This window comes from Novosphingobium sp. 17-62-19, assembly GCF_002256775.1.
Taxonomy (GTDB): Bacteria; Pseudomonadota; Alphaproteobacteria; order Sphingomonadales; family Sphingomonadaceae; genus Novosphingobium.
Map to the genome: position 1 here is coordinate 57,392 of NZ_NCII01000007.1, position 14,286 is coordinate 71,677.

The 14,286-nt window shown below is 61.2% G+C and carries 13 protein-coding genes, 1 tRNA gene and 1 pseudogene; 12 read left to right on the forward strand and 3 right to left on the reverse strand.

Translation table 11 applies throughout. The features are described from left to right. Positions 1–18 precede the first annotated feature (18 nt). The 4 genes and pseudogenes from B7X90_RS02020 (at position 19) to B7X90_RS02035 (ending at position 2,567) form a co-directional block, all read left to right on the forward strand. Positions 19–486: a hypothetical protein gene (locus tag B7X90_RS02020; protein ID WP_292621221.1), complete on the forward strand. Its 468-nt coding sequence runs from the start codon at positions 19–21 to the stop codon at positions 484–486. 143 nt (positions 487–629) lie between these two features. Further along, positions 630–1,220, forward strand: a pseudogene (locus B7X90_RS02025) (50S ribosomal protein L25/general stress protein Ctc). 196 nt (positions 1,221–1,416) lie between these two features. Next, positions 1,417–1,986 carry an aminoacyl-tRNA hydrolase gene (gene pth / locus B7X90_RS02030; RefSeq protein ID WP_292621223.1) on the forward strand — a complete coding sequence of 190 codons (570 nt, stop codon included), beginning with the start codon at positions 1,417–1,419 and terminating at the stop codon, positions 1,984–1,986. A gap of 176 nt (positions 1,987–2,162) precedes the next feature. After that, the gene (locus B7X90_RS02035) at positions 2,163–2,567 is read left to right on the forward strand and encodes a PEP-CTERM sorting domain-containing protein (RefSeq protein ID WP_292621225.1); all 405 of its coding nucleotides are present in this window, start codon (positions 2,163–2,165) and stop codon (positions 2,565–2,567) included. 24 nt (positions 2,568–2,591) lie between these two features. Here B7X90_RS02035 and B7X90_RS02040 read toward each other — a convergent pair whose 3' ends face one another. Next, positions 2,592–4,109, reverse strand: a complete 1,518-nt coding sequence (locus B7X90_RS02040; RefSeq protein ID WP_292621227.1) for a tetratricopeptide repeat protein — start codon at positions 4,107–4,109, stop codon at positions 2,592–2,594. Positions 4,110–4,203: 94 nt separating this feature from the next. On the opposite strand from B7X90_RS02040, the gene B7X90_RS02045 reads away from it, so the two are divergent. Next, on the forward strand, positions 4,204–5,184 hold the full coding sequence (locus B7X90_RS02045; RefSeq protein ID WP_292621229.1) for a redox-regulated ATPase YchF: 981 nt from the start codon (positions 4,204–4,206) through the stop codon (positions 5,182–5,184). 52 nt (positions 5,185–5,236) lie between these two features. Further along, positions 5,237–5,698, forward strand: coding sequence for a MaoC family dehydratase (locus B7X90_RS02050; protein ID WP_292621230.1), 462 nt, complete (start codon positions 5,237–5,239; stop codon positions 5,696–5,698). A gap of 69 nt (positions 5,699–5,767) precedes the next feature. Here the strand turns inward: B7X90_RS02050 and B7X90_RS02055 are convergent, their stop codons facing one another. Continuing rightward, the gene (locus B7X90_RS02055) at positions 5,768–6,259 is read right to left on the reverse strand and encodes a hypothetical protein (RefSeq protein WP_292621232.1); all 492 of its coding nucleotides are present in this window, start codon (positions 6,257–6,259) and stop codon (positions 5,768–5,770) included. Between the two features lies 1 nt (position 6,260). Then, positions 6,261–8,063, reverse strand: a complete 1,803-nt coding sequence (mutL, locus tag B7X90_RS02060; protein ID WP_292621234.1) for a DNA mismatch repair endonuclease MutL — start codon at positions 8,061–8,063, stop codon at positions 6,261–6,263. A gap of 189 nt (positions 8,064–8,252) precedes the next feature. Here mutL and B7X90_RS02065 point away from each other — a divergent pair, with 189 nt between their 5' ends. From B7X90_RS02065 to B7X90_RS02090, 6 genes are all read left to right on the forward strand, one after another. Next, positions 8,253–9,299 carry a rod shape-determining protein gene (locus tag B7X90_RS02065; protein WP_292621288.1) on the forward strand — a complete coding sequence of 349 codons (1,047 nt, stop codon included), beginning with the start codon at positions 8,253–8,255 and terminating at the stop codon, positions 9,297–9,299. Positions 9,300–9,363: 64 nt separating this feature from the next. Then, complete coding sequence (mreC, locus tag B7X90_RS02070) at positions 9,364–10,269, forward strand: rod shape-determining protein MreC (RefSeq protein ID WP_292621236.1); 906 nt, start codon at positions 9,364–9,366, stop codon at positions 10,267–10,269. Beyond that, entirely contained in the window at positions 10,266–10,820 is a 555-nt protein-coding gene (locus B7X90_RS02075; RefSeq protein WP_292621238.1) for a rod shape-determining protein MreD, read from the forward strand. The genes mreC and B7X90_RS02075 overlap by 4 nt, the downstream gene beginning before the upstream one ends. Before the next feature lie 5 nt (positions 10,821–10,825). Beyond that, positions 10,826–12,898: a penicillin-binding protein 2 gene (mrdA, locus tag B7X90_RS02080; RefSeq protein ID WP_292621240.1), complete on the forward strand. Its 2,073-nt coding sequence runs from the start codon at positions 10,826–10,828 to the stop codon at positions 12,896–12,898. Next, on the forward strand, positions 12,898–14,013 hold the full coding sequence (rodA, locus tag B7X90_RS02085) for a rod shape-determining protein RodA (RefSeq protein ID WP_292621241.1): 1,116 nt from the start codon (positions 12,898–12,900) through the stop codon (positions 14,011–14,013). The genes mrdA and rodA overlap by 1 nt, the downstream gene beginning before the upstream one ends. Positions 14,014–14,089: 76 nt before the next feature. After that, positions 14,090–14,165: transfer RNA gene (locus tag B7X90_RS02090), tRNA-Lys, on the forward strand. Positions 14,166–14,286: the final 121 nt, after the last annotated feature.

Sequence of the window (14,286 nt, forward strand, 5' to 3'; positions counted from 1 at the left end):
GAAAACAAGGAAGTCGGCTTGATTATTGAGTTGGAAACATCAGCCCGCGTTCTGCAAGTTACCGAAGTTCGCATGTATCACGCTAAGGCGGTTGCAGCGTGGCGCGGCAAGATGGCTGCGGCTCAGGAGAAGATGGGCGGCGTAAGCACCGGGATCGGGTTTATCGGATCCCCCGAATGGGTGGTTGGAGGCGCACTAGTTTTAGGCGCGCTGGAAAGCGCCGTGTCGAACAGCAATGCGAAAATCGGCATCAAACTATTGGGTGAAGCCAACGCCTTTCTGGAGGAAATGCACGCACGAAGTGTGTTCATCCCGGTTTCCGATATAAAGAACGTCGACCGGCCTCAACCGGAGATGTGGCAGGCAACTCAAGGTTCAATCGACTTCATGTTGCTGGGCAGCGATTTTATGCGGGTGCGCATCGTTGGGGGGCGTGTAGTAAACGTTCGATGGAGCGCAGTCAGTAGTGCGGCCCTGTTGGAATAGAGATTTGCGCAGTCAGGTCGACTGGCAACCCACTCCCGCCTTGCATTTGCCCGCAAAACCGCTAAGAGCCGCCGCTTCCCTGTCATGGTCATCCCTGGAGGCGTGGCGGAGGAAGTTTTGAAACAAAGCATTCTTGGAAGGTACTGACACATGAGCGAGACGCTTAAGGCAAGGGAGCCTCCCGTGCACTGCGTCGCGAAGGCCGCACCCCCGCCGTAATCTATGGCGGCAATGAAGAACCGGTTTCGATTCACCTCGAAGAAAAGGCGCTCAACAAGGCGTTGGGCACCGGCCACTTCTTCAACTCCGTCGTCGAGCTCACTGTCGGTGGCAAGACCCTCCGCACCCTGCCCAAGGACGTCGCCTTCCATCCGGTGTCCGACCGTCCGCTGCACGCAGATTTCCTGCGCGTATCGAAGGACTCGGTTGTTCACGTGAACGTGCCGGTGGTCTTCATCAACGAAGAAAAGTCGCCCGGCCTGAAGAAGGGCGGCATCCTGAACGTGGTTCGCCACGAACTGGAACTGATCTGCTCGCCTGACGCGATCCCTGACGACGTCATCGTCGACGTTTCGGGCTATGAAGTGGGCGATTCGATCCACTTCAGCGCCGTCACGCTTGCCGACAACGTGGCACCCGCCATTACTGACCGCGATTTCACCATCGCAACGATCGTGGCTCCCTCCGCGCTGAAGAGCGAAGAGGGTGAAGCTGAGGCTGAAGCCGAAGGCTGAGCCCAACCAGTTCGCTGCTACGGCAGGACTGAAAAAGCAGCCCCTTCCGCTTCGATGCGGGAGGGGTTCTTTTTTGAATTGCGTGGTTGCGCTTGATCCTTCGACAAGTTCAGCATGAGCGGACAACAAGAATACCGCTCATCCTGAGCCTGTCGAAGGATGCTCAACCTAACGTCGCTAACAAGGACCACCGCACATGCAACTCTGGGTCGGCCTCGGAAACCCCGGACCGCAATATGCACTGCACCGGCACAATGTCGGCTTCATGGCGCTGGATACGCTCGCCGAAGTCCACAGCTTCGGCCCCGTACAGAAGAAGTTTCAGGGCTGGCTGCAGGAAGGCCGCATCGGCACGCAAAAAGTCCTGCTGCTCAAACCCGCCACCTTCATGAACGAGAGCGGCCGCGCCGTCGGCGAAGCGATGCGCTTCTACAAGCTCGGCATAGAAGCGCTGACCGTGTTCCACGATGAACTCGATCTTGCCCCGTTCAAGGTCAAGGTAAAGCAGGGCGGCGGTACTGCCGGGCACAATGGCCTGCGCTCGATTGACCAGCACCTCGGCGCCGACTTTCGCCGCGTGCGCCTCGGCATCGGCCACCCCGGTCACAAGGATCGTGTCACCGGTTACGTTCTGGGCAATTTCGCCAAGGCCGAGCAGGATGATCTTGTCGGAATGTTGGGCGCCATCGCTTCAGAAGCTGAGTGGCTAGCCAAAAATGACGACGTGCGCTTCATGAATGACATCGCGCTACGCCAGCAGGACTGACCGCACACTCCCAATGCGCCTTCGCGGTAACAATTCAGCAACCCGAAACTGTCGAACTTCCTGACACATCGCACCCGTTGAAACTTTCATTAACCATCTAAACCCTCGATTTTACGGAGTTGGCACGGCCTTTGCTGTGTATTGCATCAACCAAGATACAGGGTGTGGAGGTTGTAATGACGAAGAAGTTTCTCACAGCAGTAGCAACGGTCGCACTCGGGACCGCAATGACCACTCCGGCACATGCCACGTGGTGGACCAAGCCGACCCACAAGCACTACTGCAACTGCGGCCACAGCGGCCAGTGCGGTGGCACCAGCACCGGTGGAACCACCACGGGCGGCACGACCACGGGCGGCACCACTACTTCGGGCGGCACCACCACCGGCGGTACGACGACTGGTGGAACGACCACCGGCGGCACCACCACAACCGGCGGCACCACCACAACCGGCGGCACCACCACGGGCGGCAGCACCGGCGGCACGGCTGTTCCTGAGCCTGGTATGCTCGGCATGATGGCTCTGGGCCTGCTCGGCATCGGCTTTGCCCGTTCGCGCAAGGTCAAGCCGCGCGCTTGAACCAATCAAGCAATGGGGGGCGGATCAGCCTCCCTGCGCTACCGAAAATCGAGCGAGGCTGCGCCGGAACGTCACGTTCTGTGGTGCCGCCTCGCTTGCTTGTTTCAGCAGGGCGATTCCAGTGGCCACATCCTTGCCACCTGCGGCACGCACATAGCCTGCCATATAGGTTGTGTCTGGATCTTCCGGCCTGATTGCGCGCGCCCGATCAGCGGCCTTGATCGCCTCATCCGTGCGGCCCAGATGGCTCAGGGCCATCGCCAGACGCTTCATCACTTCTGCATCATCGCCCGTCGCCGACAGTTGGCCATAAGCAGCCACAGCGCCGGTCCAGTCCTGCGTCGCCATCGCCTTTTCACCCTGACGGATCAGACCTTGCGATGTTCCCGCCTTGGCCGCCGCCAATCGGGCTGAAAGCTTAGGCGCATCCGGGCTTTCCAGCGCCTTGGCCGCCATCTCCGCCAGTTCCAGTTCCTGCGGCCCCGCCAGCAGACTGTCCGACAATGGCTTGACTGTGGCATAGGCCGCTGCCGCATCGCCCGTCGCCATCTGCGATTGCGCCAGCATCAGCCGCGCATAGGGATTGTTCGGAGACCGCGTCAGCGCCCGTTGAAACATCGCGCGCGCCTGTTCGGGATGGTTCAACCGCAGCATCGCCTCGGCATATGTCAGCCCATTGGCCGAAAGTGGATCGAGCGTCGCCTCCTGGCTTGCCAATGTGGAGCGCACTTTCTCCCAGTCCCCCTTCATCGAGGCGAACTGCACCTGCAACGCCACCACACGCGGATCGGCAGGTGCAAGCTCTGCCGCCCTCTCCGACATCTTGATCGCGTCGTCCAACTTGCCTTCCATGTCATAGACATCGGCCCGCGCAATCCACGGCTCAGGCACCGCCGGGTAACGCTCGGCCAGTTTGGTCAGCACGCCATGCGCCTCGGCCATGCGCCCGCGTCGCGCGGCAATATCCGCTTTCAGCATCGGCCCATCAAAGCCATCGGGCGCAATCCGATCCAGCACCGCCACTTGCTGTGTCGCCCCATCCAGATCGTTCGCTTCGATCAGGAACTTGGCATAGTCTCGCAGCAGCAGCGCATCATCACCTGCCGCCGCACCTTCGCGCAAAGCCGCCAGCGCACCTTCCTGATCCTTCAACGCCAGCTTTGCTGCCGCCCGAACACGCCACGCAGCGGGCGATTTGTCCTGCGCCACCAGCGCCAGGGCATCTTCTGGCCGCCCCCGCAGCACTGCCGCCTCGCCGCGTGCCAGCGCAAGCTCCGGCCCCTTCATCCCGGCCCGCTCCATGCGTGCTGCCGTGGCCTCAGCCCCATCGCCGTCGCCCATGCGCAATTGCACCGCTGCCAGCATCCGCAAAAGCGCCGGATCGTCACCCTTCTCGGCCAGCGCAGCAGACAGATCAACCTTTGCCGCCCCAAGCCGCATTTCGGCAATTTCCTGCCGCGCGCGGGCGATTTTCTGGTCGGCATCTTCGCCACAAGCGCTCAACAGGGCCACGGCGGATAGAATCAGCAGATGTTTTCTCATGCGCGCGAGTTTCGCAGTTTATGCTGAAATTTCCGTGAAGGTTTCCAAACGCCGCATCCCCCGCTAAAGGCCCCGGCAACCAAGGAGTTTGAGAATGGGTTTTCGTTGCGGGATCGTCGGTCTTCCCAATGTCGGCAAGTCGACGCTGTTCAACGCGCTGCCGTTCTGCACGATTGAACCGAACGTCGGCAATGTCGGCGTCCCCGACCCTCGCCTCGATGAACTGGCCCGCATTGCTGGCAGCCAGAAGATCATCCCGACACAGCTTGGCTTTGTAGATATCGCCGGCCTCGTGCGCGGCGCGTCGAAGGGCGAAGGTCTGGGCAACCAGTTCCTCGGCAACATCCGCGAAGTGGACGCCATCGTCCACGTGCTGCGCTGCTTCGAGAATGACGACATCCAGCACGTAGACAACAAGGTCGATCCGGTATCCGATGCCGATACGGTCGAAACCGAACTGATGCTCTCGGACCTCGAAAGCCTCGAAAAACGCGTTCCGGCCGCGATCAAGAAATCCGCGCAGGGCGACAAGGAATCGAAGATCATCGCTTCGGTGCTGGGCCAGGCGCTCGAACTGTTGCGCGAAGGCTACGTCTGCAACGTCGAGGAAGAGAGCGCTGCCAATGGCAACGCCTTCTCCGCCCGCGTGTTTGAAAAGGCGAAGGCCGAAGGCGCAAATGCCGTGATCGTGTCCGCCGCTATCGAATCCGAATTGGTCGGCATGGACCCTGAAGAACGCACTGTATTCCTTGAGGAAATGGGCCTGCACGAAACCGGCCTCGCCCGCGTGATCCGCTCGGGCTACGATCTGCTGCACCTCATCACCTTCTTCACCGTCGGCCCGAAGGAAGCCCGTGCGTGGACCGTGCATCAGGGCGCCAAGGCTCCCGAAGCCGCTGGTGAAATCCACTCCGACATGCAGCGCGGCTTCATCCGCGCCGAAACCATCGCCTATGACGATTTCGTCTCGTTGGGCGGCGAAACCGCTGCGCGCGATGCCGGAAAGCTGCGTCAGGAAGGCAAGGAATACGTGGTCAAGGATGGCGACGTTCTGCACTTCAAGTTCAACGTCTGAGCCAATTTAATCGATCGGTTGACATCACCGCGCGGCACGCCATGCTGCGCGCATGATGTATTTCGAAGATATTGAACCCGGCGCGGTGCAGCGTTTTGGCAGCTACGCCGTCAATCGTGAGGAAGTGATTGATTTCGCTTCCAAGTATGATCCGCAGGCCTTCCATTTGAGCGACGAGGCGGCGGCGCAGACCCACTTCGGGCGGCTGTCAGCCAGCGGTTGGCACACGTGCGCGATGACGATGGCGATGCTGGTGGAAAACCTCAAGGAGCGCCAGCAGGCGGGGTTGGGTTCGCCGGGACTGGACGAGATCCGCTGGCTCAAGCCAGTCTATCCCGGTGATACGCTATCGGTCGAAACCGAAATCGTCGACAAAAAGCGCAGCGGATCGCGGCCAGAGATGGGCAGTTTCCGTTCAAACGTTAGGGTTTACAATCAGGATGGCGTTGTGGTGATGACCATGAAATCCATCGGCCTGATCCGCGTTCGTGAGGCGGAAAGCGTGCAATCCTGAACTGCACCTAAATGCACCTAAACAGCACCTAAACGCACACAGACTGCCGCAACTTGCTCGAAACCCTGCCTAAATCGCCTTGCATTGCACGTTCCCGATTGCACTATAGACCGGCCTTTCGAACTCGTCGGTGATGACCAGCTTGCCATCAAAATGCTCGCTGGTTCCCACCGCCTCGACCGGCCCTGATGCGGTAAGCGTCAGCGCATATTCCTTGCCGCTGTAACGCGACCAACTGCCTTTCGGCAGCTTTGCGGATCCCGTATCGGGCGCGAGTATCTGGATTTCTCCGTTTAATTTCAACACTCCCCGCTCATCCTGCGCAAGCAGGACTGCACCGATTCCGCCGCCCTCTGCAACAAAAGCACAGCCGGTGCCATGCAGCTTATGCTTTGAAATATCAGGATAAAGGATTGCCTGCGGGGAAATCGGCTCAACCGGATGCTTCCCATCCTGCGCCGCCTCTACCGCCGCAACCGCCTCAGCATCGCTCGGTTCCTTCTCCGTCGAACATGAAGAAAGTGTCAGTAAAATCAGTGGTATAAATGCCAATCTTGCCATTTTACTTTCTCCCGAACAGTTTCTCGATGTCACCGTGCGCCAATTTCACCCACGTCGGCCGCCCGTGATTGCACTGGCCCGACCGTGGCGTGACCTCCATCTCACGCAAAAGCGCGTTCATCTCCGCCACCGAAAGCACGCGTCCGGCCCGGACCGAGCCGTGGCAGGCCATCGTGGCGAGCACGAGATCGAGCTTTTCGCCGAGGAGCAAAGCGTCGCCATTGTGCGCAAGATCGTCGGCGACGTCGGCCACCAACTTTGCCGGATCGCCCTTGGCGAGCGCGGCGGGAATGGCGCGGACTAGCATGGCATTGGGGCCGAACCTCTCCAGCGCGAGGCCGAATTCTGCCAGCTTTGCAGAGGCTTCTTCGAGCCGGTCGCAGGCTACTTCCTCAAGCTCTACCACTTCGGGGATCAGCAGCGCTTGGCTGGGGGCTGTGCCCTGCCCTGCTCCGGCCGAACGCAGGCGTTCAAGGACCAAGCGTTCGTGGGCGGCGTGCTGGTCTACAATGACCAAGCCGTCTTCCGCCTCGGCCACGATGTAGGTGTTGGACACCTGCCCGCGCGCCACGCCGAGTGGGTGTTTTGCCGCGTCGACAACTGGTTCCGCTGCGATTTCGGCGCGAGCCTGCGGTGGGGCCATGACGGATTGCTCGTACCCTCGCCACGCGAGGCCAGCTTCCGAGACGCGAGGTTCGGGTCTCCATGTCTGACCAAAAATGCTTCCCTGTGAGGGGCTTGCTGCGCCTACCGGAGAAATAGGTTCAGCCTGCCAAGCCGCCATTGCGCTGGCTGATGGAGCCTGCGCGCTGCGCTGGTCTCCGGTGGAAAGCGCATGGCGCAACCCGGAAACAACCATGCCGCGCACGAAGGCCGGATCGCGGAAGCGAACTTCTGATTTGGCCGGATGCACATTGACATCGACCTCGCCCGCCGGGACTTGCAGGAACAGCGCGAGCACCGCGTGACGATCACGCGCGAGCATATCGGCATAGGCCCCGCGCACCGCGCCGATGAGCAGGCGATCCTTGACCGGGCGGCCGTTGACGAAAAGGTACTGGTGATCGGCGACTCCGCGATTGTACGTTGGAAGGCCAGCGATGCCGGTCAGGTGATATTCGCCGCGCAGCAGATCGACTTCGACCGAATTACCCGCCAGCTCACGCGCGACCAGTTGGGCGACGCGGGCTTCAAGCGCTTCCCCTCCCCGCACCTGAATCGAGCGCCGTCCATCGTGTTCGAGCGTGAAGCCCAAGTCCGGGCGGGCCATTGCGAGGCGGCGCACGACGTCCGAGGCTGCGGCCCATTCAGAGCGCGGGCTGCGCAGGAATTTGCGTCGGGCGGGGATTTTTTCGAACAGCTGTTCCACCCGCACCCGTGTGCCCGGTGGCAGGGCGGCGGGACCTTCTTCGACCAGAGCGCCGTTATCGATCACGCGCTTCCAGCCATCCGCGCTGCCTTGGGGGCGGCTTTCGATGGTGACTCGCGCGACCGAAGCGATGGAGGGCAAGGCCTCACCCCGGAAGCCGAGAGTTTCCACCATTTCGATGGCTTCGTCGGGCAATTTTGACGTGGCATGGCGTTCGAGCGCCAAGGCGATCTCGTCCGGGGTCATCCCGCAGCCATCGTCGGACACCTCGATCATCGCGAGGCCGCCTTCTGACAGGCGCACGTGGATGTGGCTTGCACCCGCGTCTATAGCGTTTTCAACCAATTCCTTGAGCGCGCTGGCGGGGCGCTCGACCACCTCTCCGGCAGCGATGCGGTTGATCAAAGTTTCGGGAAGACGGCGGATGACTCGCATGGTCTTTCAAGGACTAGCGCCGAAGCCGATTTATTTCGAGACAAGCTGCGAAGTTATCCAACCAAACCGGCACAAACCCATGTCCTTTGCACGAATCGCCTGCTAATGAGCCGCCTTCCCGGGCGCTCACTTTCGAAGGGTCTGGCGCGTGCCCGCGTGCCAAACTCGCAGATTTTCACGGATTTCCTGATGGCATCGATCTTTTCCCGATTCTTCAAATTTGGTTCGCAGAATATCGCGATCGACCTCGGCACAGCGAACACGCTGGTTTATGTACAGGATCGCGGCATCGTGCTGAACGAACCTTCGGTCGTCGCCATCGAGACGATCAACGGCATCAAGCGTGTGAAGGCCGTGGGTGACGACGCCAAGATGATGATGGGCAAGACCCCTGACAACATCGAGGCCATCCGCCCGCTGCGTGACGGTGTGATCGCCGACATTGAAGTGGCCGAAGAAATGATCAAGCACTTCATCCGCAAGGTGAACGGATCGAAGAGCCTGCTGCGCTACCCTGAAATCGTGATCTGCGTGCCGTCGGGTTCGACCAGTGTGGAACGCCGTGCGATCCGTGACGCGGCCAGCAACGCCGGTGCCAGCCAAGTTTACCTGATTCTTGAACCGATGGCAGCGGCCATTGGCGCGGACATGCCTGTGACCGAGCCGGTGGGTTCGATGGTGGTTGATATCGGCGGCGGTACGACGGAAGTTGCCGTGCTTTCGCTGCGCGGCCTTGCCTATACCACGTCGGTCCGCGTCGGCGGGGACAAGATGGACGAAGCCATCGTTTCCTATGTTCGCCGCCATCACAACCTGCTGATCGGTGAAGCCACGGCTGAGCGGATCAAGAAGGACTACGGCATCGCCACTGCGCCTGCCGATGGTATCGGCGAGACGATCCACATCAAAGGCCGCGATCTGGTGAACGGGGTTCCCAAGGAAATCACGATCACACAGGCGAACATCGCCGAAGCACTGTCCGAACCTATCGGAGCCATTGTCGAAGGCGTGCGCATCGCGCTGGAAAACACCGCGCCCGAACTGGCTGCGGACATCGTCGATCAGGGCATCGTGCTGACCGGTGGTGGCGCGCTGATCCGTGGACTGGACGAGCATCTGCGCGAGGAAACCGGCCTGCCCGTGAGCGTGGCCGAAGACCCGCTTTCGTGCGTGGCACTGGGCACCGGCCGCGCGATGGAAGATCCGATCTATCGCGGCGTGTTGATGACCGCATAAGGTCAGGCTTTTAACGGGTTGCTTCGCGGCGCGGCATAGCGTGCCGGATTGAAAGGGTGATCGGATGGCGCGGCCGAAGGACCGCCGCCCGGGCTATTCGCGCAGGGCGCAGTACGGGATCTTCACCGGCTACGTTATCGCCATGCTTGGCGTCGTGGCAGGTATTGCGGTGCTTGTCGTATCGCTGGTCAATCCTGGCGCATTTTCCTTTGCCCGCAGTGCCGCTGCTGAAGTTGCGCGACCGATGGGCAAGGCTGGCGCGGAAGGCCGTGCCAGTGGCCAAGGCGTGTTTGCCGCCATCGGGGCCTATTTCAAGGCTGGACAACAGAACGCCGAACTGCGCCGCGAAGTGGATGCTGCGCGTGCCAACGCCGTTTCAATGCAGGCGCTGGAAGACGAAAACCGGCGCTTGAAAGCCCTGCTGGGTATTGTTGATCCGGCACGCCGCCCTGTGGCGACCGCACATCTGATCGGTTCAAGCGGAGCCAGCACGCGGCGTTATGCCGTGCTGGACGCAGGCATCAGCGATGGCGTGCGGCCCGGCCAGCCAGTGCGTGCCGCTTCGGGCCTGATCGGCCGGGTAATCGAAGCCGGCCCACGAACTGCGCGCGTGCTGCTGGTGACGGACCCCGATAACGTGGTGCCGGTGCGCCGCGCGAGCGACGGACTTTCTGCATTTGTGCAGGGTGCATCTGACGGGCGCATCGACATTCGCCTTATCAATATGGGAACCAACCCTCTGAAAAAAGGCGATGTTTTCGTCACCTCTGGTTCGGGCGGACTCTATCCACCCGGCATCCCAGTCGCCGTGGCCACCGCGCCGCACCGCGATGGGGCGACCGGGCATCTGGCCGCTGACCCCGCCGACCACGTTTACGTTTTGGTAGAGCAAGCGTTTAGCGCGCAGGCGCGTGACGACCTGCAGCGCATGATAGAGGACGGTGCAAAGACCGCTGTTGAAGAGCCGTGATCTTCGAGAAACTGACCGCATCGCCCGAAGACCTTGTACGCAAGCGGATCAATCGTGCGCCCCTTCCCGCGCTCGCCATCGGCCTGCCTTGGGCAACGATCATGCTGGCATCGATGGCCAGCTTTTCGCCAGTGATCGCATCGGCCCCGGTGATGCCGCCGCTGGCCTACCTGATGCTGCTGGCGTGGCGCATGATGCGTCCCGGCATGTTGCCGGTGTGGGCAGGCTTGCCGCTGGGGTTCTTTGACGACCTCTATTCCGGGCAGCCGTTCGGATCAGGGATCGTGCTGTGGTCAGTTACAATGTTGGCGCTGGAAGTGATTGACGAGCGGTTTTTGTGGCGCGGCTTCTCGCAGGACTGGCTGGCGGCCAGCGGGTTGATCGCTGCGTATCTGACAATGTGCGCCCTGGTGGCCGGTCTGGCGACGGGTTATCCCCTGCCATTGGTGATTGGACCGCAAATTCTGCTGTCGCTGGTGATCTATCCTGTGATCACGCGCGTGGTGGCCCTGCTTGATCGCATCCGCCTGCTGCCGTTGAAAAGGCTCTGACACGCATGGGAAAACTGCCGGTCACGTCGGCTGTCCTGACCAACCGGTTCGAGCGGCGCACGTTTGTGCTGGGCGCGTTGCAGGGCGGCGTGGGGCTGATGTTGGCCACGCGGCTGGGCTATCTGGCGGTGGCGCAGAACGAAAAATATCAGGCAGCCTCGGAAAGCAACCGCGTCAACCTGACGCTGATTCCGCCCCGGCGTGGCTGGGTTCTGGACCGGTTTGGCAAGGCGCTCGCTTCCAACCGCGCGGACTTTCGTGTGGACATCATTCCTGATCGGGTGGCCGACCGCGACAAGACGATGGACACTTTGGCCGGGCTGCTGTCCCTACCGCCAGACAAAGTCCGCGACATCCGTGACAAGTTGGACAAGGCGCGAGGGTTTCAACCGGTGGAAGTGGCGGCGAGCCTTGATTGGGAGCGCTATGCTTCGGTCAGCGTGCGCTTGCCCGAACTGCCCGGCGTGATCCCGCAGCAGGGCTTTTCCCGGTTCTATCCTACCGGGGCGGCAGTGGGACATCTCGTCGGCTATGTCGGTGCGGCGTCGGCAGAGGATTACGAGAAGGAGCGCAATCCGCTGCTCGTCACGCCGGGCTTCAAGATCGGCAAGGACGGGCTGGAGAAGCACTTCGAGACGCGACTGCGCGGCGTGCCGGGGGCGCGGCGTGTAGAAGCGACCGCTTCAGGCCGCATCGTGCGCGATCTGGGTACGCGCGAGGATGTGCCGGGCAAGCCGATCCAACTGACGATCAACGCAGGCCTGCAGGACTATGCAGCGCGGCGCGTGGGACTGGAATCCGGCTCTGTCGTTGTGATGGACTGTGAGACTGGCGACATTCTGGCGATGGCATCGATGCCGAGCTTCGATCCAAACAGCTTTTCCGACGGGATCGGCCGCATCGAATGGAAGATGCTGTCCGAGGACGATCACGTGCCATTGCGCAACAAAGTGCTGCGCGGACTTTACCCGCCGGGATCGACGGTCAAACCGATGATTGCCATGTCGTTCCTTGAGGCCGGGCTTGATCCTTCGGCCAGCGTCGGCTGCGGTGGTGGCCTGCGCGTGGGCAACCGCGTGTTCCACTGCTGGAACCGGCGCGGGCATGGCACCGTGGACATGGCCAAGGCGATCTACCAGTCTTGCGACGTCTACTTCTATCACTTCGCGCAGAAGATCGGGATGGACACGATCGCGACGATGGCACGGCGGCTGGGTATGGGGCAGGAGTTTCCGATGCCTTATCCCGGGCAGTCCTATGGCACCGTGCCGGACCCTGCGTGGAAGAAGAAGAAGTACGACAAGGAGTGGGCGGTTTATGACACCGTCAACGCGACCATCGGCCAAGGCTATATGCTCTCAAATCCGCTGCAACAGGCGGTGATGACGTCTCGCATCGCTTCGGGGCGTGAGGTGATGCCGCGCCTGTTGCTTGACCGGAACGCTGCGCAGCCGAAGTCTATGGGGTTCCGGCAGGATCACCTCGACTATATCCACGCGGCGATGAGCGAAGTGGTGAACGGCAGAGGCACGGCGGGGCGGGCAAAGCTGCCGGTCGATGTGCTGATGGCGGGCAAGACGGGGACGGCGCAGGTTGTCGGCCTCAATATCGGCAATGGCAAAGGCGGGCTTTGGAAGCATCGAGACCACGGCCACTTCATCGCCTTCGCACCATTCGACAAGCCGAAATATGCCTGCGCAGTGGTGATCGAGCACGGCGGCGGATCGGGCGCAGCCTATCCGATTGCGCGTGACGTCATGACCTACATCTTCGATCAGGCCAAAGCGATGGAAGTGCTGGAAGGCTTCGAGAAGCAATGGGGCGGCAACGTCCAGCAGCGCATGGCTGCGCGTTACGAGGTGTTTGCGGCCAAGTATGGGGCATCTGCCCCCAAACCGGTCCCTGATGACGCAGAGCTGACCGAGCGAGTGGAGCAAGGGCGCAAGCCCGCAGAGGCCCCTGCAACGGTCCAGACCGACGCCGCAGCACCAAGGCCTGAGCCTGAGCAGGCGCCAGTGACCACGCCTTCACCTGCCCCCACTCCCGCAGCAACACCTACCACGACGGGAGGGCAGTGATGCCGCGCGCCTATATCCCTGCCACGATCTCGCGGCAACCTTGGGGGATGCTGCTACCGTTGATGGCACTGGTAGCGTTTGGTGCGGCAGTGCTTGATTCAGCAGCTGGCGGGCGGTTTGATGTTTGGGCCTCGTCCCATCTTGTGCGATTCTGCGTGTTTATGGTGATGGCCATGGTGATCGCACGCTTGCCGCAGGAACTGTTCCGCAAGATGGCGCTGCCAGCCTACGGCGTGCTGTGCGCGCTGCTGGTGCTGGTGGAACTGATCGGCGGCATGGGGGGAGGCAGCCAGCGCTGGCTCAACCTGGAGTTCATGACGCTGCAGCCATCGGAGCTGATGAAGCCGGGCATCGTTCTGGTTCTGGCGTGGTTCTATTCGGTATTGCCGGTGGGTGAAACGCAAAACTGGCGCTCGCTCGGCCCGGCAGCTGTGCTGCTGGGCATTCCAGCTGGGCTGGTCATGCTGCAGCCGGATCTTGGCACCGGGCTTGCCATCACGTTCGGTGCAGTGGTGGTGATGTTCATGGCGGGCCTGCCGTTGCGCTGGTTCCTTGGCGCAGGTGCGTCCGCGCTGGTGATCGCACCGATCGCATTCTTCACCCTGTTGCATGACTATCAGCGCAGGCGCGTGCTCGTGTTTCTCGATCCTGAGAGTGATCCTCTGGGATCGGGGTATCACATAAGCCAATCGAAGATCGCAATTGGTTCGGGCGGACTTTTTGGCAAAGGCTTTGGCAACGGATCACAGAGTCATCTGAACTACCTACCCGAATCCCACACCGACTTCGTGTTTTCCACGATGGCCGAGGAGTGGGGAATGCTGGGCGGGACTTTCGTGCTTGGGGTATTCGGGCTGGTTTTCCGCTGGGGTCTGAAGGTTTCGTTGGCTGCGCCGGATCGCTTTTCACGCCTTCTGGCGAGCGGTATGACCATGACCATTTTCTTTTACATGTGCATCAACCTGATGATGGTCATGGGCCTTGCCCCGGTGGTGGGAATCCCGCTTCCGTGGATGAGCCATGGCGGTTCTTCGATGATGACCAACATGATCTGCGTGGGCACGATCATGGCGGTAGAGCGCTGGAGCCGCAGCGCGCCGAAGGGCCTTTCGTAAAACTGCAATTTTGGGCTTGGCAGCCGTCAGAAAATCGCTATTGGGGCGGCTCCCGAACGGGAATGCCGCATGGCATGGACGCATAGCTCAGTTGGTAGAGCAGCTGACTCTTAATCAGCGGGTCCTAGGTTCGAGCCCTAGTGCGTCCACCAAACTTCTCAAAGACTTAGAGGCGATGATACACCCCTTCTCCGGGGCTGTCGAGAGCCACGTAATCGCCACGTAATCACGATTATTCGCAGGCTGGCGTAACCTTTTCCACGTAATCTGACG